The following is a 21,986-nucleotide window of genomic DNA, read 5'->3' on the forward strand; positions in this document are numbered from 1 at the left end:
TGCCTTGTCGAAAAAAGGCGATAAATCACCGCTCAATAAGGACACGTCGCATGCGAAACAAAAGCGGCTGCGTTTCCCACTTCCATGCAGGAGACAAGGATGAAGACCGAACCGAACGAAGTCCATAACAAGCCAAAACTGGTCACCGTTTTCGGCGGCTCCGGCTTTGTCGGACGCGCGGTCGTAGCCAGCCTCACCAAGCGCGGCTATCGCGTGCGCGTTGCTGTGCGCAAGCCGGAAGTTGCCTATTATATGGCGCCACTGGGCAATGTCGGACAGATCCAGATGGTGCAGGCCAATATCCGCCATCGCGGCTCTATTGAGCGTGTCGTCAAGGGTTCTGACCATGTGGTCAATCTCGTCGGCATTCTGTCTGAAAGCGGTCGTCAGCGTTTCAACACCGTGCAGGTTCTGGGCGCGAAAAACGTGGCCGAAGCCGCCAAAGCGGCAGGCGTGCCGCTCACACATTTGTCGTCGCTCGCAGCCGATGCGAACTCGCCTTCCGCCTATGCCCGTACGAAGGCCGAGGGGGAAAATGCGGTTCGTTCCGTGCTGCCGGATTCTGTAATTCTGCGTCCGTCAATCATTTTCGGCCATGAAGACCGCTTCTTCAATCGCTTCGCCAATCTGGCCCGGCTGTCTCCGTTCCTGCCGGTAATTGGCGGCGGCGAGACGAAATTGCAGCCGGTCTATGTCGGCGATGTTGCAGAGGCCGTTGCCCGCGCCGTTGACGGCACGCTTGCAAAAGGCGCAACCTATGAACTTGGCGGCCCCGATGTGCAGCCGTTCAAAAACTGGATGCAGGATATGCTGCGCGTGATCGGACGCAAGCGCCTGATCATCTCCATGCCATGGTGGGTGGGGCGCTTGCAGGCTTCTGTCCTTGGCCTTTTGCCGAACCCTCTTATCACCACCGACCAGGTTAAGCTCTTGAAAGACGATAATGTGGTGTCTGCCGCGGCCGTCAAGGAAGGCCGCACATTACAGGGCATAGGCATTACGCCGGAAGGGGTGGACGCTGTTCTGCCTGCTTATCTCTGGCGCTATCGTGTCGCCGGACAATATACCAAAACCGGATTTGCATAATTGAAATGAAAGGGGCCGAAAGGCCCCTTTGCTATTTGGCGCTACTCTCCCATGCCCTCCGCTTTCGCTCCGGGCGTTCGTCGCTCAAAAAGCCAAATCGTTGACTTTTTGTTCGATACGCGGACCGCTTCTCACCCCCAGACCAGTAACGCTGCAAGGCCGACGGCACCGACGATCAGCCGCCACCATGCAAACAGCTTGAAACCGTGGCGCGACACGTAATCCAGGAGATAACGCACCACGAAAACGCCCGAAATAAACGCCATGACAAAACCAACCGCGATCAATGCGCCATCATTAAGCGACAGGATGTTGCGGCTTTTATAAAGGTCGTAGGTGAAGGCGCCCGCCATGGTCGGCATGGCGAGGAAAAACGAGAATTCCGCCGCAGAGCGCTTGTCCGCCCCCATCAAAAGTGCGCCGACGATGGTGGAACCCGAACGCGAGACACCCGGTATCATGGCAAGGCACTGTACGAAGCCGATGGCAAGACACATGGGCAACGGGTAGTCCATCACGTCGCGATAACGCGGTTTCAGATCGAGCTGATCGACCCACAACAGAATGAAACCGCCGAGGATCAGCATGATGCAGACCAGCATCGGGGTTTCGAACAGCACGCTCTTGATAAAGCCATGCGCCAGAGCGCCGATGACAGCGGCAGGCAGAAATGCGACCAGGATACCGAAAACGAAGCGCCGCGTGTGCGCATCACGCGGAAAATCACTGAGGATTTTTAGCAATTTCGCCGAATAGACGGTGAGGATAGCCAGAATTGCGCCAAGCTGAATGAGGACTTCAAAGGTCTTACCGGTCGAATCAAACCCCAAAAAGTGACCGATCAACAGCAGATGGCCCGTTGAGGAAACGGGGATGAACTCCGTCAAACCTTCGATGAGACCCAGAAAAGCGGCTTCCAGAAGATTATAAATTTCCATAAAGTCAGAGCCTTGAAAGATGTGCGGTGTGGCGACGGCATGTGTTGACGAAACATTAAGCATGAGAACGTGAAAAACCGCCCCGTCCAGCGATTGCCCAGCGATTGCTTGTCTCGTGCAGGCATAGTCCCTATAAACTAAATATTCCGTTGAGATGGCGCGAATCGCCAGAAAACAGGACCAGATAACAGAGATAGCCTGCCGCAGGTGCAAATACCAGCAACAGGCATTTTGGTTCATCAATAACAGTTTGCAGTCAAGAGTAGCGCGTCAATCATGCTAACGCTTTTTCATCATCCCATGTCCACAGGCTCACGCTATGTGCGGCTTATCCTCGGCGAATATGCCGTGGAGGCGGAATTGATCGAAGAACGGCCATGGGCGCGGCGTAAGGAGTTTTTGACCCTCAATCCGGCAGCGACCCTGCCGGTTCTGTTGGCTGAACGCGACCTGCCGGTGGTCGGTGCAACGGTGATTGCCGAATATCTCGACGAGACACGTGGCGCGTTGAAGCGCAGTCGTCGTCTGTTGCCCGAAAGCCCGATGGAACGCGCCGAAGTGCGCCGTCTGGTCGACTGGTTCCTGATCAAGCTCGAAAACGAGGTTACGCGGCATCTTGCACGCGAACGCGTCTTCAAGCTGCAAATGGCGGCCGAAATGGGCGGCAGTTCGCCCGATTCCACCGCCATCCGCGCCGCCCGCACCAATATCCGCCAGCATATGAAATATATTGACTGGCTGGCAGCGAGCCGTGACTGGCTGGGGGGCGCTCATCCAAGTTATGCCGATATGGCTGCAGCCGCAGCCATTTCAGTGCTCGATTATCTGGGTGAAATCGACTGGGCTGAAATAAAAGCCGCGCGTGACTGGTATGCGCGCATGAAATCGCGTCCTGCTTTCCGTCCGCTCCTCAACGACCGTGTACGGGGACTGTCCCCGGTGGCCCATTATGGCGATCTCGACTTCTGAACCCAAAGAACTCCGGCTCAAGCGCTTCCTGATCGAGGAGGCAAAAGCTGTGGGTTTCGATGCGGTCGCCTTCACCACGCCCGACGCCATACCGCAAGCGCCGAAAAGGCTACGCCAATACATCGCCGAGGGCCATCACGCCGATATGCTCTGGATGGAGGAGACGGAAGAGCGTCGCGCCAATCCCAGCGTGTTATGGCCAGAAGTACGCTCCATCATGATGCTGGCGATGAATTATGGACCGGACGTCAATCCGCTGGCAGTCCTTGAGCAGAAAGACCGCGCCGCCATATCTGTCTATGCGCAAAACCGCGATTATCACGACATCATCAAGGGTAAGCTTAAACATATGGCAAGCCGTTTTGCTGCGCGTGCCGGACAGGATGTCAAGGTTTTCGTCGATACCGCCCCAGTAATGGAAAAGCCGCTGGCTGAAGCCGCTGGCCTTGGCTGGCAAGGAAAGCACACCAATCTGGTGAGCCGGGAACTGGGTGCGTGGCTGTTTCTGGGTTCAATATTCACCACGGCGGAAATTCCGCCTGACCAGCCTGATCGTGATCATTGCGGGTCCTGCCGCGCCTGTCTAGATGCCTGCCCGACCAAAGCTTTTCCAGCACCTTACCGGATTGATGCCGCACGCTGCATTTCCTATCTCACCATTGAGAACAAAGGCCCGATCCCGCCTGAATTCCGCAAATCGATGGGCAACCGCATCTATGGTTGCGACGATTGCCTTTCCGTGTGCCCATGGAACAAGTTCGCGCAAGTGGCCAGCGAATTGAAGTTGAAAGCCCGTGAGGATCTCAAAGCGCCACATCTTGCCGATCTGCTCACACTTGATGATCCCGCCTTTCGCGCGTTATTTTCCGGCTCCCCTGTCAAGCGGATAGGGCGCGATCGTTTCATCCGTAATGTGCTGATCGCTGCGGGCAATTCCAACGATAAAACGCTTCTGCCCATCATCGAAAACTTGCTGGAAGATGCGGCACCTGTAGTACGGGGAACCGCAATCTGGGCGCTCAGGCAACTGGCCGACCCAATGGCAGTCATGCGGCTGCAAAAACGACTGGCCTTGACGGAAGAGGATGCTACGGTGCTCTCCGAGTGGAGCATGGAGACAAGCTGATATGCGCATATTTCTGTTCGGGGCCGGATATTCGGCAAAAGCTTTTGCACGTCTGATGGTGGGAGAAGCCCAAGATATTGCGGGCACCACACGCAACGAGCAGAATTTTCCAGCACTCGAACAAGCCGGCATATCCCCGCTGTTTTTCAATGAGGAAGCCTCTTCGCCCGATCTTCTCGACCAACTCATCAAATCCACCCATGTTGTGATCTCGATTTCCCCCGGCGAGAAGGGCGACCCTTCCCTTGCGCTGGTTGAAAAGGCCTTGCAGCGTCCGGACAACACCATTCGCTGGATTGGTTATCTTTCAACTGTCGGTGTTTATGGCGATCACAACGGCGAATGGGTCGATGAAACAGCCCATTGCAAGCCTACGTCACGCCGCAGCCTTGAACGTCTGGCAGCCGAGCAGGCGTGGACGCTTTTGTGCGAGACGCATGGCACACCGTTGGCTATCCTCAGACTTTCGGGCATTTATGGGCCAGGCCGCAACGCTTTCATCAATCTGGAACGCGGCACGGCACGCCGCATTATCAAGCCCGATCAGGTTTTCAACCGCATTCATGTCGAAGATATTGCGCGCACTTTGCGCCTTCTCGCAGGAACAACCACTGGCGGTATCTTCAACATCACCGATGACGAACCCGCTCCCCCGCAGGATGTGGTCAGTTTCGCAGCCAACATCATGGGTGTGACGCCACCGCCGGAAATCCCGTTTGACGACGCTGACATGAACCCCATGGCGCGGTCTTTTTATGGGGAGAATAAGCGGGTTTCCAACAACCGTATTCAAGCGCTCGGCTACGAGTTCATTTATCCCGATTATCGCACGGCTTTTTCCGCCATGTGGCGCAATGAGAATTGGCGATGATTGCCGTATGACGGATTGCAAAGCATAATTCCGGCATTCTGCCCGAATGATTCGGGCGTACCTGTTTCGAGGAATTGCCGATGGCACCTGTATCGAAATTACGATTCTGGCCGCGCCTTATTCTTGCGGCCTGCCTGGGCGCGATGATCGCGCCTGAAGCCCTTGCACAGGATGTCCCCGCCAAACAAGCTTTCGGAGGCAAAAAACTGCCCTCCGTAACGCCACCGCAGGCTATCGGGTTTTATTCCAAGGGTTGCCTTACCGGCGCTGTCGCCATGCCTGTCGACGGTCCAAACTGGCAGGTGATGCGGCTTTCGCGCAACCGCCGCTGGGGCCATCCGCGCCTGATCGGCCTTTTGGAAAAGCTGTCACAAGACGCCGCGAAAGACGGCTGGCCGGGCCTGCTGGTCGGCGACATTTCGCAACCGCGCGGTGGGCCTATGCTGACGGGACATGCCTCGCATCAGGTCGGTCTCGATGCCGATATATGGTTGACGCCGATGCCGAAGAAACGCTTTAGCGATGCGGAACGTGAAAGTGTATCTGCTGTCTCGATGTTGAAGAAAGATACTCTTTTCGTCGATCCAAACAAATGGACGCCCAGTCGCACGGCTTTGCTGAAAAACGCTGCAAGCTACCCGGAGGTCGAGCGCATCTTCGTGCATCCCGGCATCAAGAAAGAACTTTGCGACACGGTCAAAGGGAACCGCGGCTGGCTTGGCAAGGTGCGCCCTTATTGGGGGCATCACTATCATTTCCATGTGCGGCTTTCCTGCTTGCCGGGATCGCCCAACTGTAAGCCGCAACCAAAGGTCGCAGCGGGCGACGGCTGCGACAAGTCGCTTGCCTGGTGGTTTACGGATGAGCCATGGAAACCAGCCAAACCGTTCACGGAACCGCCAAAAAAACCACGTCCGGTCATGGTGTCCGATTTGCCCAAGGCATGCAGCACGGTGCTCAACGCCCCTGCCCCCAATTCACTCGCCGAAGTCACCTATGGCGGGCAATGAAAAAGCGTCTTGCGATAAAACTGTGTCTTGGCTCAGAACTTATAACGATTTAATTCTATGGCCACTGCAAAGACAGAAAATAACAAGGTTATCAACTTCATGACGGAACGCCTGCGCATTGCTTTGATCGCCCATGACCAGAAAAAAGACGATATGGTAGCTTTTGCCCGTGCGCACGAAAAGGCCCTGTCACGCTATGACATCGTTGCTACGGGCACCACCGGCGGTCTTATTCAGGAAGCTTGTCCCTCGCTTAATATCCACCGCGTCAAAAGCGGCCCCTTGGGCGGTGATCAGCAGATCGGTGCCATGATTGCGGAAGGCACAGTCGAGACATTGATTTTCTTCATCGATCCGATGTCGCCCCTGCCGCACGATGTCGATGTCAAAGCGCTGACGAGGCTTGGCAGCGTTTATGACATACCCATGGCGCTCAACCGCGCCACTGCGGAAAAGCTGATAAAAGCTCTCGATTAATCATTAAGTTTCATAATCCGCCTGTGATAAATGTCTCGGGCTTTATCAATGACGTGGAAGAAGAATGCAAACGACCATCGATGCCGGACATGATTTCCAGTTTCCAGTTCTCGTCGGCGATATCGGCGGCACCAATGCCCGTTTTCTTGTCCTTGCGGATGCCAATGCGGAACCGCACGAATTTGCTGTGCTGCAGACGGCCGATTACGCCACGATCGATGAAGCAATTCAAAGTGCTATTCTCAGCAATAGCCCGATCAAGCCGCGCTCGGTCATTCTGGCGGTTGCAGGCCCGGTTGAGAGCGACGAGATCGACCTGACCAATTGCGACTGGATCGTGCGCCCCAAGAATATGATTGAAGAGCTTGGTTTCGAAGACGTTACCGTGCTCAACGATTTCGAGGCACAGGCGCTTGCAGTCGTCGCCCTTGATGGCGAGCATATGGAGCAGATCGGCGGCAAAGCAGATGCTCCAAACGCAACCCGTGTCGTTCTTGGACCGGGTACCGGCCTTGGCGTTGCAGGCCTTGTTTATACAAGCAGGGCATGGGTTCCGGTTCCCGGCGAAGGCGGTCATGTGGATATTGGTCCGCGCTCTCAACGCGATTGCGAGATTTTCCCACATATCGAGACGATGGAAGGCCGTGTCGCAGGCGAGCAGATCCTGAGCGGCCGTGGTTTGCACAATCTTTACGTGGCAATCTGCACCGCCGACAACGTTACACCCACATTGCAAACGCCGCCTGATATCACGGCCGCCGGTCTTGACGGCAGCAATGCGCAGGCGCGCGAAACGCTGGAACTGTTTGCCACCTATCTCGGCCGCCTCGCCGGTGACATGGCGCTGGTGTTCATGGCGCATGGCGGGGTCTATCTTTCAGGTGGCATCCCGCAACGTATTTTGCCTGCGCTCAAATCCGGCGTATTTCGTGCCGCATTCGAGGACAAGGCCCCGCACAATGTCATCATGCGTGATATTCCGGTTCATGTGATCACCTATCCGCTTGCAGCCCTTAGCGGTCTTTCGGCATTTGCCCGCACACCCCAACGCTTTGAAGTCGCAACCGAAGGCAGACGCTGGCGCAGCGGGCGATAAGCATCCTCAAAAGTCTTGAGGATGGTCAAGCTTGTCGGATAGCGCTATAGAAACGCATATTTCAATGATCGCCCCGCGCTAACCGGCGGGCCAACAGACAAAAAAGCGCTTTAGCACGTGAGTTTCTTCAGGAAAAAAAACAAGAAGATTGATGGCGGCGAGGCAACGCGCGTCATCCGCCGCATGCTATCGGAAAACATCGGCGAATATAAAAAGAACTATTTTATCGCCATCGTCGCTTCACTCATCGTTGGTGGCTCCAATGGTGCGCTCGCTTATATGATGAAGCCGATGATCGACAAGATTTTCTACGAGCAGCAGCTCGGACTGATCTGGATCATATGCGGGTCGATTCTGGCTGTGTTTATCCTGCGCGGGCTTTCCGGCTATGTGCAGGCGGTGGAACTGGCCAAGATCGGCAATAATCTGGTCGCACGTTATCAAAAGCGTATATTCGATCATCTCATGAAGCTGGGCCTCGATTTCTATAACGACAATCGTTCCGGCCACTTGGCAGCGCAGATCAACCAGAACGTTTCCGGCATTCGCGATCTGCTCAACATGACAATCTCGTCGATTGCCCGCGACTTTATCTCGCTCGTCGGCCTTGTCGCGATGATGTTCTATATGGACCCGCTGCTTTCGACCGCGATCTTCCTGATCGGCCCGCCGCTCATACTGGCGGTCGCCTATATTTCGCGTCGCATTCGCTCGGTGACACGCGATCTCGTGCATCTCAACTCGCACCTTCTGGGTGCCATGCAGGAAGCCGTGCAGGGCATCACCATCGTCAAGGCTTTTACGATGGAAGAGCAGTTGCGCGCCAAGATTGGCAATCTGATCGACCAGTCGGAGGGCCGCAGCAACAAGATCGCCAAAGTCTCCGAACGCACCACACCGATTTCGGAAATCCTCGCCGGGTTTGCCGTCTCGGGCGTGCTTGCCTATAGTGGCTATCGCGCCATTCTCGAACAACAGCCACCCGGCGCGACATTCGCCTTCATCACTGCACTTTTGCTTGCCTATGATCCGGCTCGCCGCCTTGCCCGCCTTCAGGTCGGGCTTGAAAGGGCCTTGGTCAATGCGCGCATGATCTATGAAGTGCTGGATATCGTACCGCACCAAGGTGACGCTCCTGATGCCCCGGCCTTGAAGCCCGACAAAGGCGAAATCCGCTTCGAAGGATTACATTTTTCCTATAGCGAATTATCGCCTGTCCTGCATGATGTGTCCTTTGTTGCCAAAGCGGGTGAGACGACCGCAATCATTGGCGCATCGGGTGCCGGAAAATCAACGCTGATCGGCCTGATCCAGCGTTTTTACGATCTGGACCAGGGCACCATCCTCTATGACGGGCAGGATATTTCAAAAGTCACCAAGGCGTCGCTGCGTCATTCGGTGGCCTATGTCTCCCAGCAGCCTTACCTGTTTGAAGGCACCATTGCAGATAACATCCGCTATGGTCGCCCCGATGCGAGTGATGAGGAAGTCATCAGCGCAACCAGGCTTGCCAATGCGCATGATTTTATCCTGCAACAGCCACAGGGCTACGACACCCCGGTCGGCGAAAACGGTGCCACACTTTCGGGTGGCCAGCGCCAGCGCATTTCCATTGCGCGCGCCATCGTGCGCAACGCACCGGTTCTGCTCCTCGACGAAGCGACATCCGCGCTCGACAATGAATCGGAAAAGCGGGTGCAGCAGGCGCTTGAAACCATTATGAAGGGCCGCACGACCATCGTTATTGCGCATCGTCTTTCGACCATCGTCAATGCCGATCGTATCGTAGTCATGGAAGCCGGCCGCGTAGTGGAAGAAGGTCGCCACGATACGCTGATCGACATTCCAAATGGTGTCTATGCCCGCTTTTATCGCCTGCAAAGCGGCGATGACGCAAATATCAACGAAAGAATAGCCGCAGGAGACGCCAATGAGCGCTGAAACGCATAATAGCCACAGCGACATGGGTCTTGTCGTGGTGGGTGCCGGCGGGCGCATGGGCCAGACCCTCATCCGTTGTGTTATAGAAATGGATGGCGCAAAACTTGTCGGTGCCATCGAACGCGCCGGTTCTCCGTTTTTGGGCAGGGATGCAGGCGAGATCGCAGGTCTTGGCACGCTTGGCGTGTCCATTACCGACGATCCTCTGCCGGTTTTTGCAAAAGCCGAAGGCATTCTCGATTTTACCACTCCAGCCGCAAGCGTTGCCTTTGCAGGTTATGCTGCGCAGGCCCGCATCGTTCATGTCATCGGCACTACGGGCTGTTCCACGCAAGATGATGAAAAAATCCTTGCCGCAGCCCGCCATGCGACAATCGTCAAGTCAGGCAATATGAGCCTTGGCGTTAATCTTCTTTCAGTGCTGATCGAAAAGGCGGCTGCAGCACTCGACCCGCAGGATTTCGACATCGAGGTGCTCGAAATGCATCACAGGCACAAGGTCGACGCGCCATCAGGTACCGCCCTTCTTTTGGGCGAGGCGGCAGCCGAAGGCCGTGCCATAAACCTTGCTGAAAAAAGCGTGCGCGTGCGTGACGGCTATACCGGGGCGCGCGAAGCAGGAACAATCGGTTTTGCCACTTTGCGCGGCGGCTCTGTCATCGGCGATCACTCTGTCATACTGGCTGGCCCCGGCGAACGTGTCGTTCTCTCGCATCATGCCGAAGACCGCACGGTTTTCGCACGTGGGGCCGTGAAGGCCGCCCTTTGGGCATACGGCAAAAAGCCCGGCCTTTACTCCATGCGCGATGTGCTGGGTCTGACCGAATAATTTCAATATCCCGTTTCCAACCCTCATAATGGAGCATCGCCTATGTCCCGCACCCTCGTCCTGGTCCGTCACGGTCAAAGCGAATGGAACCTGAAAAACCTGTTCACCGGCTGGCGTGATCCGGGCCTGACCGAACAGGGGCACGCGGAAGCCAAGGCCGCAGGCCAGCGCCTCAAGGCTGCGGGTCTCAAATTCGATATTGCCTATACTTCCGTATTGTCACGTGCGCAGACGACCTGCCAGCATATTCTGGATGAGCTTGGCCAATCCGATCTTGAAACCATTCGCGATCAGGCTTTGAACGAGCGCGATTACGGTGATCTTTCCGGTCTCAACAAGGACGATGCTCGCGCCAAATGGGGCGAGGAACAGGTGCACATCTGGCGTCGCTCCTACGACGTCCCGCCCCCGGGCGGCGAAAGCCTGAAAGATACGGGCGCGCGCGTCTGGCCCTATTATCTGCACACAATCCAGCCACATGTGCTGCGCGGTGAAACGGTTCTGGTCGCCGCCCATGGCAATTCGCTTCGTGCGCTCATCATGGCACTCGACGGACTGACACCCGAACAGATACTCAAGCAGGAACTCAATACCGGCGTTCCGATCATCTACAAGATCAATGCCGATTCAAGCGTCGAATCCAAGGAAATTCTGGAAGCTTGAGCGATGTTGAATGGGCGCAGTGATGCGCCCTTCACCGTTTCAGAACGGCAAATGGCATAGTCTGAAAAAAAGCTGGCTGAATTTCCAAATCACGATTGACACAGACAGGCCGACCCCTTAGATGGGTCCTCGTCGCCCAGATGGCGGAATTGGTAGACGCACCAGCTTCAGGTGCTGGCGCTCGCAAGGGCGTGGAGGTTCGAGTCCTCTTCTGGGCACCATTTCCAAGTCTTCAGACCACTACCAAGGTCCAGAAGCATCCCAAAAAGCCCGCGTAAGCGGGCTTTTTTGTATCTTACAGTCTGACGTCGTCCGATTGCATCCGAGAAATTTGTTGGTACATTTGTTGGTATCGAGCCCAATACCAACAAATTCTGGAAAAGTGATACCAACAATGGCGCTGACCGACACGGCAATTAAGGCTTTAAAACAAGGTGTTAGCGCAAGAAAATACAGCGACGCCAATGGCCTGTTTTTGTTGGTACAGCCTAACGGTTCAAAACTCTGGCGATACGCCTACCGATTCCAGGGGAAACAAAAGACGTTATCGCTCGGATCATACCCTTTGGTGAGTTTGCGCGATGCACGCACCAAACGTGATGAAGCCCGCGAATTGCTGACACAACAAATCGACCCTGGCGAGAAACTCAAATCAGATAAGTTGCAGCGCCTCATTCAGTCTGCAATCACCTTCACCCATGTCGCCGATGAATTCGTAGAAAAATTGGAATGTGAAGGTAAAGCTGCAGTCACGCTCACCAAGAAGAAATGGCTTCTGGATATGGCTAAGGCCGACTTTGGTCAAAAACCAATCCATGAAATTAAAGCGCCCGAAATTCTGCTAGCACTCAAGAAGGTTGAGGCGAAAGGTAATTACGAAACCGCCCGCCGACTTCGATCCACCATCAGTCAAGTCTTCCGCTATGCCATCGCTACTGCACGCGCGGACAATGACCCTACATTTGGACTGCGCGGCGCTCTGATTGCTCCCACTGTCACGCATAGAGCCGCAATCACTGAGAAAGATAAATTCACCGGCCTAATACGATCCATATGGGAATATGAAGGAAACCCAGAGACGCGTATTGCCCTTAAATTGATGGCGCTGATGTTTCCGCGCCCAGGCGAACTACGACAAGCATGCTGGAAAGAATTCGATCTTGATAAGAATGTTTGGACAATCCCCGCATCGCGGATGAAAATGCGTCGCGAACACAAAAAATACCTGAGCCCGCTAGTCAGAGAATTATTGTCCGAGCTTAAACAATATTCCGGTTACACAGATCTTGCCTTTCCAGGCGTTCATTCCCGGCATCGCCCAATGAGCGAAAATACGCTGAACAGCGCATTACGACGCATGGGCTTTACAGCTGATGAGGCAACGTCCCATGGCTTCCGAGCCAGCGCATCAAGCTTGCTCAATGAAAGTAATCTCTGGTCTGCGGATGCCATTGAAGCAGAACTTGCACATGTTGGTGCTGACGAAGTGCGCCGAGCTTACCACCGCTCCCTCTACTGGGAAGAACGGATCAAGATGATGGAATGGTGGAGCGAAAAAATTCAAGGTTTTGCTTTATCCTCCAAACAGGGAGTTACATCATTTTGAGCTTATTTGACGACAACTACCGAGACAAAATGATTCAAGACATCTTAAACTGGGAATTCCCAGCCCGTGCCAGCCTAGGCCCCGGACTCGGTGCTTTTCTAGGAGCGGCAGACAAGAGGGACAGGGCGAATAGGCGGCTTGCGCTGCTAAACCTGTCTGAAGTTGAGCTTCATAAGACCCACGCTGCCGCTAAAAATCATTATGAGCAAGGCGACCGTGATCGCGACAGCGACGCATACGATGGCCTCGGCTTTCCCAATTTTTTCAGAGAGGTTGACCAACCTCAAGCCATACTCGAACAATGGAAACTTGCCAGCGATGACATAGCATTTTGGTGCAACTTAGAACATTGGACCATCAATGAGTTTATTGCCCTTTCGTTTGATCTTTGTCCAACAAAAGCAACACCGGAAAACTTGCGGAAATTTCGCCACCGAATTCCAGGAGCTACTTACCAAAATATAACGCAACGAACTGAGATTTGTCGCCGAGCACAGCAAGCTCGCCAAATAATGCCAAAAATGCCACCGGATCGTTTCGCCGCATGGGCGAAAACAAAAAACATCTTATTGTCGGCAGAAATATCCACATTAATAAAAACCGCTGCTCCCTATTCATCGGCGGAAAGCAAACCGATTAGCGCGGAGATTGCGGATAAACTTCAAGCCCAGACGTCCGGCAACCAACATAAGGCCGCCACTGCACGCGCAGACACATCATTATATAAAATTCTCTACGCTATCGCCGTATCACGATATAAATTCGATCCTGATAAGCGCAACTCGTCATCTCCCTCCATGATCCTGACGGAGCTTGAACGAGTAGGTTTAAGCATGGATGTCGCTACGATAAAAAGCCACTTATCAAAAGCGGCAGAAATCGTAGATGAAATTAAATCAAATAGTTAGGTCCTATTTTTTCCGAAATCGGAATTTTCTTTCTGAATTCGGACAATAAATATTCTGCACAAATTAGGTCTCGTTCATCCTTCACCCTACGAGGCCAAACGATGAACGAGATCCAGAGTTTCCCGACTACCGGCTTTGTCCGATTGAACCAAATTATCGCACCACGCGGCCTAATCCCTGTCAGCAAGTCTACTTGGTGGGCAGGCGTAAAAGATGGGCGCTTCCCTAAGCCCTTAAAACTCGGCCCCAAAATAACGGTCTGGCGTGCAGAAGACATTCACGCTCTCATTCAAAAGGGAGTCCGCTAATGTCTCGCCGTTACAATCACCGCAGCCTCCGCATGCATCGCAACTATACCTACGGCGAAATTAGCCGAAAGTTGCACGTGTCCAAAAAGACGATCCGTAATTGGATCGTCAAAGGCTTGCCTGTGTTGAACGACCAGCGCCCTTTCCTCATACAAGGAAAGCATCTGGTCGAATTCCTCAAAAACAAACGTATCCCCCAGCGGCCATGTGAACTTATCGAGCTCTACTGTTTCAAGTGCAAGAAACCACAGCCTGCAAGTCAGTTTGTTGCGGAATATCTGCCTATGACTTCTCTCAGCGGTCAGCTGAAAGCCCAATGCCCTACCTGTAAGACAACTACTTACAAAAATATTTCATTGGCTCAAATCGATGAAATCGCGGGAAAAATCACGATCAATTTCCCCAAGGCCATTTAGGCCTAATCCATAAACATTTCCCCTGTTGAAACTTCCGGTTCGTAAGGGCTCAAATTATGAAGAAAACCAATCCGAAAAACGAGCGCGTAAAGCGCGATTATTTTCTCTATCTAGAGGAGTCAAAACGCATGCAATCAAGCAGCGTCGACAAAGCCGCTGCTGCTATCGCTGAGTTTGAACGATTTACCAATTACCGTGATTTTGTTTTGTTTCACATTGAGCGTGCGAAAGCCTTCAAACAGCATCTGAATGATAAAATTAACGCCACATCCAAACTGCCATTATCGAAGTCAACCATCCATTCGCGACTGATGGCATTACGGACGTTCTTCATTTGGCTCGCTGGTCAGCATGGCTACCGCGCAAAACTGAAATATTCTGATGCTGAGTATTTCAACCCATCCGCCAATGACAGCCGCATTGCAACTGCTCGTCGAGAAAAACGTACCCCCACCATAGAGCAGGTTTTGCACGTCATTGGCATGATGCCGACAACCACCGATGTAGAGCTTCGAGACAGAGCTCTTATCGCTTTCACGTTGCAAACGGGAGCACGAGATAGCGCCATCGCTTCAATGAAATTAAAGCACGTGAATTTAACTGACAGTTCAGTGTTCCAAGATGCCCGTGAAGTCGCCACAAAAAATCGGAAAACTTTCACCAGCTATTTCTTTCCTGTCGGCGATGCTGTTAACACGGTTGTACGCGAATGGATTAAGCACCTGCAAACCAATTACCATTTTGGTCCGGACGATCCCATTTTTCCCTCAACTGAGGTGACAACGAACTCAAATGGCCTCTTCGCGCCATCAGGTCTAACGCGCAACCATTGGCATTCTGCTGCTCCTATACGCAGAATATTCAAAGTCGCATTTGAAGCTGCCAAACTTCCATATGCCAATCCGCACAGTATAAGAAACACACTTGCCCAGCTGGGCGAGCGCGTCTGTCGGACGCCCGAAGAATTCAAAGCATGGAGCCAGAACTTGGGACACGAAGGCGTACTCACGACATTTACCAGCTACGGCACTGTTGCCAGCGGCCGGCAGTCCGAAATCATCCTTGGATTAAATCCTCAGAGTGTTCCAACAATAGAAAATCGAGAGGACAGGCTGGATAAGATCGAAGCTATGTTGGCAAAACTGGCCCTAAAAACCGGCTGACACCGCCCGGTCATTTTAGAATTGTTGATAATTGCGTACATCTCGACCGATCGATACGATGATATTAATATCTGAAAATGCCCCAAAAAATGCTGGTCTCTCACTATGAGCTAAAAAATGTTCAAGCTTAAACAAATTACCACAGGTTCAATTGCGATTGAGGTCCACGATCAAGACGCCATATTTGAAACTATCATTGATGATTTCAACGACGACCTGCAAAAGCTTTCCGATTTCGTTACCTCATTAATTGCAGGCGGCTATCCGGCTGTTTATGTATCAGATCATAAAAATTGCTTATGGACATATGATGCAGATGAAACATTGAAGCTTCATTGTGAATTTGATTCAAATGCGCGAAATCTGCTTTCCATAATTTCAATAAAGATAAGCCGCTCTGCTTTAATCAGCTCCCTGCAAAAACTTGTTCATGACATTGCCTTTCACGAGAATTTCGCACGAGGCTATTTGTTTTTCGCTAATGGTGGTGCAGAGGATGATAAGTTCTATTACGTCGTTGATCGCGAGTGGGAAGAAATAATTAAAGCTGGCCGCTTTCCTGATGATATTGATTTGAAAGATGCTTATGAAGATCGTCGGTTTATCGAAGAATTTCCGCTGACTGATCTTGAAATGGCAATTCTCAAGGAAAATCAGGAAATGCTGTTAAGTACATCTCCCGAAAGGACTAACATTATTACGGCATAAAGCTATTACAGTCCTTTAAACCAGTCTGCCGAAACGATGACTTTCTCTACTGTCTCCGTTTTTACGCCTAGCTCATATTGTTTGAGCAAATCGCAGAGACGCTCACCATCAATCAGGTCAATGGCAATGGCACCATCACGTGTTGCTTCATCTGACGCCTGAAAGGTGAAATTACCAGTCGTGATAAATAGCCCCTTGTCAGCCCTACCCTGCAATGCACCGCGAAAATCGCGGATATCTTTCGCACCGACACTGCCTTTCCAGCGCTTGCACTGAAAATAGACTTGAAAGGAAACAAGGTTCACGCGAAGAACGCCGACTCCATCTATGCCGCCATCGCCGGTTTTACCTCTCACCTCAACTTTGACGAAACCAGCCTCACGCAATAATCTTTGCGACAGCCGTTCAAAAGCCTCCGGTTCGATCTTCAATAGTGCATTCAATAATTCCGCGCGCCAATCCGCATCGACAATTTCATCAATATCTGTGCTGATATCCATGGTAGCGGGTGCCGCCAACACCGCGCCATTCTTGTCCTTATCGGCCAGTCGTTTCAGTCGCGCACGTTCCCGCTCTTCAGCGTTGACCTGCTTATGAATTTGCTGGGTTTGCACAAGCGTGGTGATTTTTTCACCCAGTTCGGTCAGCGCCCAGACTCCACGCGATGAATTCTCCAACGCTTTGCCGCGTTTGAGATACGTGCGCGCCCATGCGAGATAATAATTCAACCTTCGATACTGGCCATTTGGCATCATCAAAGACTGCTCATCTTCGGAAATTGCTTCTAACTCAACAACCTGCTCATCAAGTTCTTGAATGGACGCAGAGCCTCCGAGCGACTTAAGCGCTTCAACAACAACCAGCATCATTCCTGGCAAATCCGGGAATCCGTCAGCTTCGATAATGAATTTCCGCAATTTCGCTCTCCCGCAACTATCCAAACCCTTTGTTTCTGCTCTTATAATTTAATATCAGCTTTAAACAATAACTTGCTCAATAGTTGATTGTCGCAAACGGTTCAGCCATAAATTGGTGAAACACGGGGCATGCGACTTACTATGATGAATCCCACCGAAATTGCCGATGCGCTCGATCAAATTGCCAGTGCGCCATTTAATCCAGCAGAGTTCGGCTTTGCTTTTGCTGAAGCGACGGACAATGCCAAAGCAACGATCTCAAAGCTGCGGACAACGACCAATAAATCGGATTTGCCGGGTGGTGTTCTTCTCAATCGCAAATTCCATTTTGCCCCGGCTGACCAAGGCAAGGTCAGCGAAGCGCTGGATGCCTTACGCGACAGCAAAAAGACCGTATCCGCAAAGCCAGCTATTTTAATTGCGACCGATGGCGAAACCATTGCCGCAGGGCACCCCAAAAGCGGTGACACACTGCATTGCCCATTTTCCGAGCTGGGGCTTCATTTTGGTTTCTTTCTGCCAGCTGCGGGCAAGGATCGCTATAAGCCTGCCGAAGAAAATCCAGTTGATGTCAAAGCGGCAGGAAAACTTGCCAAGCTCTACGACACATTAACGCGTGCTAACCCGGAATGGGCAGCAGATGAGCGCCGCCATGATATGAACCTATTCATGACGCGGCTGATCTTCTGCCTGTTTTCCGAAGATGTTGGCATATTCAGCGAAAACCAGTTTTCCCACGCTGTGTTTTCCTACAGTGGCAATAAGGGCGAACACGCGCATTCGACAATAATTAGCGCGTTCTCCGCGATGAACCTACCAAAAGACCAGCGCAAGGAATTGCCTGGCTGGGTAGCCGATTTTGAGTATGTGAACGGTGGACTCTTTGCTGGGCACATTGATGCACCACATTTTGATCCGCTCTCATTCCGCTACCTGCGCGATGCGTGCGATCTGGATTGGAAACTCATCAATCCAGATATTTTCGGCTCGATGATCCAGTCAATCGCCGATCCTTCTGCGCGATCCGAGTTGGGCATGCATTATACCTCGGTGCCAAACATCATGAAGGTACTGGGTCCGTTGTTTCTAGACGATCTGGATGATGCGATTGAAAAGGCCAATGACAAGTTGCCTGCCCTTCGTGCCTTATTGCAGCGGCTGGCGCATATAAAAGTGTTTGACCCTGCCTGTGGTTCAGGAAACTTTCTTGTTGTTGCATACCGCGAGTTGCGTGAGCGAGAGATACACATCCTGCAAAAAATTGAAAAGATCACTGGCAACAAGCAGAATGAATTGTGGTCGTCGGTCCCACTCTCAAATTTCTATGGCATTGAAATAACTGATTTTGCCGCTGAAACCGCAAAGTTGGCTCTGTTCATTGCAGAATATCAGGCTAATGCGCGGTTTAGAGATGTATTTGGCCGTATGCCCGCTCTACTGCCTCTTCGTGACGGCGGTAATATTGTGCAGGATAACGCACTACGCCGAGATTGGGATCAAGTTTGCCCACCACCACAAGACGGTGAAGAGGTCTATATCGCTGGTAATCCTCCGTTTTTGGGTTCGACCTTTCAATCGAAAGAGCAAAAGGCCAATCTAGCTTCTGTTTTCGCCAAGCATATTAAAAACTTTGCCGCATTTGATTTTGTATCTGCGTGGTTTTTTAAGGCGTCTCGCTATATTCGCGGGCGCAATGCTAAAGCTGCTTTGGTATCAACTAATTCCATTTGCCAGGGGCAGTCTGTCCCCGCACTTTGGCCCCATATTCTCAAAACTGATCTTGAAATTGGCTTTGCTCATCGCAATTTCAAATGGCGCAACAATGCTTCAGCAAATGCTGCCGTAATTTGTTCAATCATTGGGTTGCGTAACCGTTCCGCTGCCACAAAAATGCTGTTCGATGAAGAACTCTCAACTAAAGTAGTTAACATCAATCCATACCTCCTCGAAGGCCCCACAATTTACGTCGAAAAATCGAGTAGAAACTATTTTGGGTTACCCCATATGAATTATGGGAATAAACCGGTTGATGGCGGAGAACTCATTCTTAATACCGAGCAAAGAAACCGTATTTTATTAGAGAACCCGACAGCAGAGCGGTTCATTCGCCGTTTCATGGGATCACAGGAAGTCGTAAGAGGTATTGAACGCTATTGCATTTGGATCAGCGACGAAGAGTTAGAATTGGCTCGTTCGTTACCTGCTGTTAATCAACGTATTAAAGCCACACGTATTGCGCGACTGGCCATGAAAGACCCGGGGGGCGTTGAACTAGCCGAACGTCCTCATCAATTTAGGGAACACATGGCTCCAAGAAACCACGCCATTCTTGTTCCAAGCGTTACTTCTGAACGCCGGCCCTATCTGCCGGTTGTTCGCGTCGAAGCTGATGTGATTTCATCAAACCTAAACCAAGTCCTCTATGACGCGCCGGATTGGTGTATTGCACTGATTGCTTCGCGCCTGCATCTGGTATGGATCGCAACCGTTTGCGGAAAACTGAAATCCGATTTCCGCTATTCCAACACTTTAGGCTGGAACACATTTCCAGTGCCCAAATTTTCCGCAGAACAGCTTGAGCAACTTACAGCCTCAGCGCGGCAGATATTAAGAACCCGCTATCAGCATCATCCCAAAACCATTGCCGATCTTTATGATCCCGACAAAATGCCAGACGATCTGCGTGCCGTTCACAAGACCAATGATGAGCTGCTGGAGACCATGTATATTGGGCGGCCATTCCGCAGCGATACCGAGCGGCTGGAAAAGCTGTTCAAGCTCTATTCAGCTCGAGTAGAGAAAAAGACCAAGGGGGGCGTAAATCATGGTTGAAGTTGTAAGCATGGCCTATGGCCGCACGGGTGCATCGAAAACAACCAATGCGCTGGGACAGAGACCGATGCAGGAACGCGCCTACGCGGCGCGCGGCGCGCAGTTTCTGCTTTTGAAAGCGCCACCCGCCGCTGGCAAAAGTCGCGCCTTGATGTTTGTCGCACTTGATAAGATGAACCATCAGGGACTGGCAAAGACGATTGTCTGCGTACCGGAAACCTCTATTGGCAGCTCGTTTCGCTCAACCGATCTTACGTCTTACGGCTTCGATGCCGACTGGGAAGTCGAGCCGCGCTGGAACCTGTGTCTGAGTGGCACGGAAGACGGCAGCACCAGCCAGAAGGTAAAGGCATTTCAAGACTTTTTGGCATCCGATGCGAAAGTGCTGATCTGCACCCATGCGACCTTCCGCTTTGGTTTTGATGCCATTGACAAAGAACAAGGTATTGAAGCCTTCGACAATGTTTTCATCGCTATTGATGAATTCCATCATGTTTCTGCCGCTGACAATAACCGTCTTGGTGAAATTCTGCGCCGTTTGATCACGCGCGAGCAAGCGCATGTCATGGCCATGACTGGCTCTTACTTTCGTGGCGATGCGGTTCCGGTGTTGCGTCCAGAGGATGAAGACAAGTTCACCACCGTCACCTATTCCTATTATGAACAGTTGGACGGCTATGAGTTCCTAAAATCGCTCGGCATTAATTATAGTTTCTATAAAGGAAACTATATCAATGGTTTGCCTGAAGTGCTCGATACTGATCTCAAAACCATTATTCATATTCCGCATCGCGGATCAGCTGAAGCTTTTGATGATAAGTATGGCGAGGTGGGGCGCATTCTCGATCTGATCGGCAAACATATTGGCCGTGAACCGGAGACGGGCTTTGATCTGGTTGAAACAACAGACGGGCGCGTCCTGAAAATCGCCGATCTGGTCGATGACGGGCCAGAGCGCGATATCGTCAAAGCCGCACTATCGCGTGAAATAAAAGCAAAAGACGGCAAACGTGACGATAAAGCCGACCGTGAAAAGGTGGATGTAATCATTGCGCTGGGCATGGCCAAAGAGGGCTTTGACTGGGTCTGGTGTGAGCATGCCCTGACCATTGGCTATCGTGCATCGCTGACCGAGATTATCCAGATTATCGGGCGCGCCACACGCGATGCGCCGGGCAAACTAACTGCGCGCTTCACCAATCTGGTTGCAGAACCCGGCGTTGAAACCGGCCTTGTTGCAGATGCCGTCAACGATATGCTCAAGGCCATATCAGGCGCTCTCTTAATGGAGCAAGTATTGGCTCCGAATTTCAAATTCTATCGTCGCGAAGATGGTGACATACGCGATCCGATCAGCGTTGATGGTCAGGGCACAGTTACCATCGGCATCAAGGGCTTGATGGAGCCACCTACAGATCGCGCACGCGATATTTGTGAAAAAGACATGCATGAGCTGGTTGCCAAAGCCTGTCAGGCGATGGATCGACGCACAGTTGCACCGGATGTTGCGCCCGAAGTCGCCAACCAAATGGTGCTGACCGAAATCATCGAACACAGCTATCCCGACCTGAATGCAGATGAGACCGAAGCCATTCGCCAAGATCTTGCAGCGCGCATGAATATTTTAACGCTGACACGCCGGGAAGCCGAACAGGGCTTTGCAGAAACATCGGTCGATTATGATAGCGCTGGTCGTGATAATGACGACAACGACGCATCGCCGAACACGCTCTTGAGGCTGGTGAAGAAATTTATCAATGTGCAGGAACTTGACATTGATTTGATCGACAGTGTCAACACATTCAAAGAACGCTTCGAGATTGCTTCTAAGGCGCTCGATGCGTCAATCTTGCAGCACATCCAGTCTGCAATGGTTGCCCAGCGCATTCAGATGACTGACGACGAAGCGCGCACCTTATGGCCACGGATAAAGCGTTTTCGGGCGATTGAGGGCCGTGAACCAAACGTACATTCTGCTGATGCTCTCGAAAAGAGAATGGCTGAAGCGCTTGCCTGGTTAAAAGCCAAAAAAGCTGAAGCTTTACGCGCCCAAATGGTGAACTAAACCATGTCACCACGCCCTAGTCTTGATGACATTTTTAATGAGCCTGATGAATTCGGT

General features: G+C 52.1%; 20 protein-coding genes and 1 tRNA gene. 19 read left to right on the plus strand and 2 right to left on the minus strand.

From position 1 onward, the window contains the following. Nucleotides 1-99 precede the first annotated feature (99 nt). Nucleotides 100-1,086: a complex I NDUFA9 subunit family protein gene (locus AAIB41_RS07190; RefSeq protein ID WP_343312624.1), complete on the plus strand. Its 987-nt coding sequence runs from the start codon at nt 100-102 to the stop codon at nt 1,084-1,086. A gap of 131 nt (nt 1,087-1,217) precedes the next feature. Here the strand turns inward: AAIB41_RS07190 and AAIB41_RS07195 are convergent, their stop codons facing one another. Then, on the minus strand, nt 1,218-2,024 hold the full coding sequence (locus tag AAIB41_RS07195; protein ID WP_343312625.1) for an undecaprenyl-diphosphate phosphatase: 807 nt from the start codon (nt 2,022-2,024) through the stop codon (nt 1,218-1,220). A gap of 276 nt (nt 2,025-2,300) precedes the next feature. On the opposite strand from AAIB41_RS07195, the gene AAIB41_RS07200 reads away from it, so the two are divergent. The 16 genes from AAIB41_RS07200 to AAIB41_RS07275 all read left to right on the plus strand — a co-directional run bounded on the left by AAIB41_RS07200 (nt 2,301) and on the right by AAIB41_RS07275 (nt 16,115). Continuing rightward, nucleotides 2,301-2,993 carry a glutathione S-transferase family protein gene (locus AAIB41_RS07200; protein ID WP_343312626.1) on the plus strand — a complete coding sequence of 231 codons (693 nt, stop codon included), beginning with the start codon at nt 2,301-2,303 and terminating at the stop codon, nt 2,991-2,993. Continuing rightward, nucleotides 2,974-4,119, plus strand: coding sequence for a tRNA epoxyqueuosine(34) reductase QueG (queG, locus tag AAIB41_RS07205; RefSeq protein WP_343312627.1), 1,146 nt, complete (start codon nt 2,974-2,976; stop codon nt 4,117-4,119). The genes AAIB41_RS07200 and queG overlap by 20 nt, the downstream gene beginning before the upstream one ends. A gap of 1 nt (nt 4,120) precedes the next feature. Beyond that, nucleotides 4,121-4,990, plus strand: coding sequence for an SDR family oxidoreductase (locus tag AAIB41_RS07210; protein ID WP_343312628.1), 870 nt, complete (start codon nt 4,121-4,123; stop codon nt 4,988-4,990). Nucleotides 4,991-5,070: 80 nt separating this feature from the next. After that, a complete protein-coding gene (gene mepA / locus AAIB41_RS07215; protein WP_343312630.1) occupies nt 5,071-6,000 on the plus strand; it encodes a penicillin-insensitive murein endopeptidase in 930 nt (309 codons plus the stop codon). 99 nt (nt 6,001-6,099) lie between these two features. Beyond that, nucleotides 6,100-6,477 carry a methylglyoxal synthase gene (locus tag AAIB41_RS07220; RefSeq protein WP_343314698.1) on the plus strand — a complete coding sequence of 126 codons (378 nt, stop codon included), beginning with the start codon at nt 6,100-6,102 and terminating at the stop codon, nt 6,475-6,477. A 64-nt stretch (nt 6,478-6,541) separates the two neighbouring features. Beyond that, complete coding sequence (locus tag AAIB41_RS07225; protein WP_343312631.1) at nt 6,542-7,573, plus strand: glucokinase; 1,032 nt, start codon at nt 6,542-6,544, stop codon at nt 7,571-7,573. A gap of 117 nt (nt 7,574-7,690) precedes the next feature. After that, nucleotides 7,691-9,514 (plus strand): ABC transporter ATP-binding protein, encoded by a 1,824-nt coding sequence (locus AAIB41_RS07230; protein ID WP_343312632.1) that lies wholly within the window; start codon nt 7,691-7,693, stop codon nt 9,512-9,514. Further along, nucleotides 9,504-10,343 (plus strand): 4-hydroxy-tetrahydrodipicolinate reductase, encoded by an 840-nt coding sequence (dapB, locus tag AAIB41_RS07235; protein WP_343312633.1) that lies wholly within the window; start codon nt 9,504-9,506, stop codon nt 10,341-10,343. The genes AAIB41_RS07230 and dapB overlap by 11 nt, the downstream gene beginning before the upstream one ends. Before the next feature lie 42 nt (nt 10,344-10,385). Continuing rightward, entirely contained in the window at nt 10,386-11,006 is a 621-nt protein-coding gene (locus AAIB41_RS07240; RefSeq protein WP_343312634.1) for a 2,3-bisphosphoglycerate-dependent phosphoglycerate mutase, read from the plus strand. A gap of 134 nt (nt 11,007-11,140) precedes the next feature. Next, a tRNA-Leu gene (locus tag AAIB41_RS07245) sits at nt 11,141-11,227 on the plus strand. Nucleotides 11,228-11,400: 173 nt separating this feature from the next. Then, nucleotides 11,401-12,612: an integrase arm-type DNA-binding domain-containing protein gene (locus AAIB41_RS07250; RefSeq protein ID WP_343312635.1), complete on the plus strand. Its 1,212-nt coding sequence runs from the start codon at nt 11,401-11,403 to the stop codon at nt 12,610-12,612. 29 nt (nt 12,613-12,641) lie between these two features. After that, nucleotides 12,642-13,520: a hypothetical protein gene (locus tag AAIB41_RS07255; protein ID WP_343312636.1), complete on the plus strand. Its 879-nt coding sequence runs from the start codon at nt 12,642-12,644 to the stop codon at nt 13,518-13,520. A gap of 101 nt (nt 13,521-13,621) precedes the next feature. Further along, complete coding sequence (locus AAIB41_RS07260) at nt 13,622-13,828, plus strand: AlpA family phage regulatory protein (RefSeq protein WP_250039001.1); 207 nt, start codon at nt 13,622-13,624, stop codon at nt 13,826-13,828. Next, nucleotides 13,828-14,244 carry a helix-turn-helix domain-containing protein gene (locus tag AAIB41_RS07265; RefSeq protein WP_343312638.1) on the plus strand — a complete coding sequence of 139 codons (417 nt, stop codon included), beginning with the start codon at nt 13,828-13,830 and terminating at the stop codon, nt 14,242-14,244. Before AAIB41_RS07260 ends, AAIB41_RS07265 begins: the two co-directional genes overlap by 1 nt. 56 nt (nt 14,245-14,300) lie before the next feature. Further along, the gene (locus tag AAIB41_RS07270) at nt 14,301-15,407 is read left to right on the plus strand and encodes a tyrosine-type recombinase/integrase (RefSeq protein ID WP_343312639.1); all 1,107 of its coding nucleotides are present in this window, start codon (nt 14,301-14,303) and stop codon (nt 15,405-15,407) included. Nucleotides 15,408-15,524: 117 nt separating this feature from the next. After that, nucleotides 15,525-16,115 carry a hypothetical protein gene (locus tag AAIB41_RS07275; protein WP_343312640.1) on the plus strand — a complete coding sequence of 197 codons (591 nt, stop codon included), beginning with the start codon at nt 15,525-15,527 and terminating at the stop codon, nt 16,113-16,115. A 5-nt stretch (nt 16,116-16,120) separates the two neighbouring features. Here the strand turns inward: AAIB41_RS07275 and AAIB41_RS07280 are convergent, their stop codons facing one another. After that, nucleotides 16,121-17,032, minus strand: coding sequence for a restriction endonuclease (locus AAIB41_RS07280; protein WP_343312641.1), 912 nt, complete (start codon nt 17,030-17,032; stop codon nt 16,121-16,123). A 141-nt stretch (nt 17,033-17,173) separates the two neighbouring features. On the opposite strand from AAIB41_RS07280, the gene AAIB41_RS07285 reads away from it, so the two are divergent. Both AAIB41_RS07285 and AAIB41_RS07290 read left to right on the plus strand, forming a co-directional pair. After that, nucleotides 17,174-19,864 (plus strand): DNA methyltransferase, encoded by a 2,691-nt coding sequence (locus tag AAIB41_RS07285; RefSeq protein ID WP_343312642.1) that lies wholly within the window; start codon nt 17,174-17,176, stop codon nt 19,862-19,864. Then, the gene (locus AAIB41_RS07290) at nt 19,857-21,929 is read left to right on the plus strand and encodes a DEAD/DEAH box helicase (RefSeq protein WP_343312643.1); all 2,073 of its coding nucleotides are present in this window, start codon (nt 19,857-19,859) and stop codon (nt 21,927-21,929) included. The genes AAIB41_RS07285 and AAIB41_RS07290 overlap by 8 nt, the downstream gene beginning before the upstream one ends. The last annotated feature ends 57 nt before the right edge of the window (nt 21,930-21,986 follow it).

The sequence above is a fragment of the Brucella sp. BE17 genome (assembly GCF_039545455.1).
Lineage (GTDB): Bacteria > Pseudomonadota > Alphaproteobacteria > Rhizobiales > Rhizobiaceae > Brucella.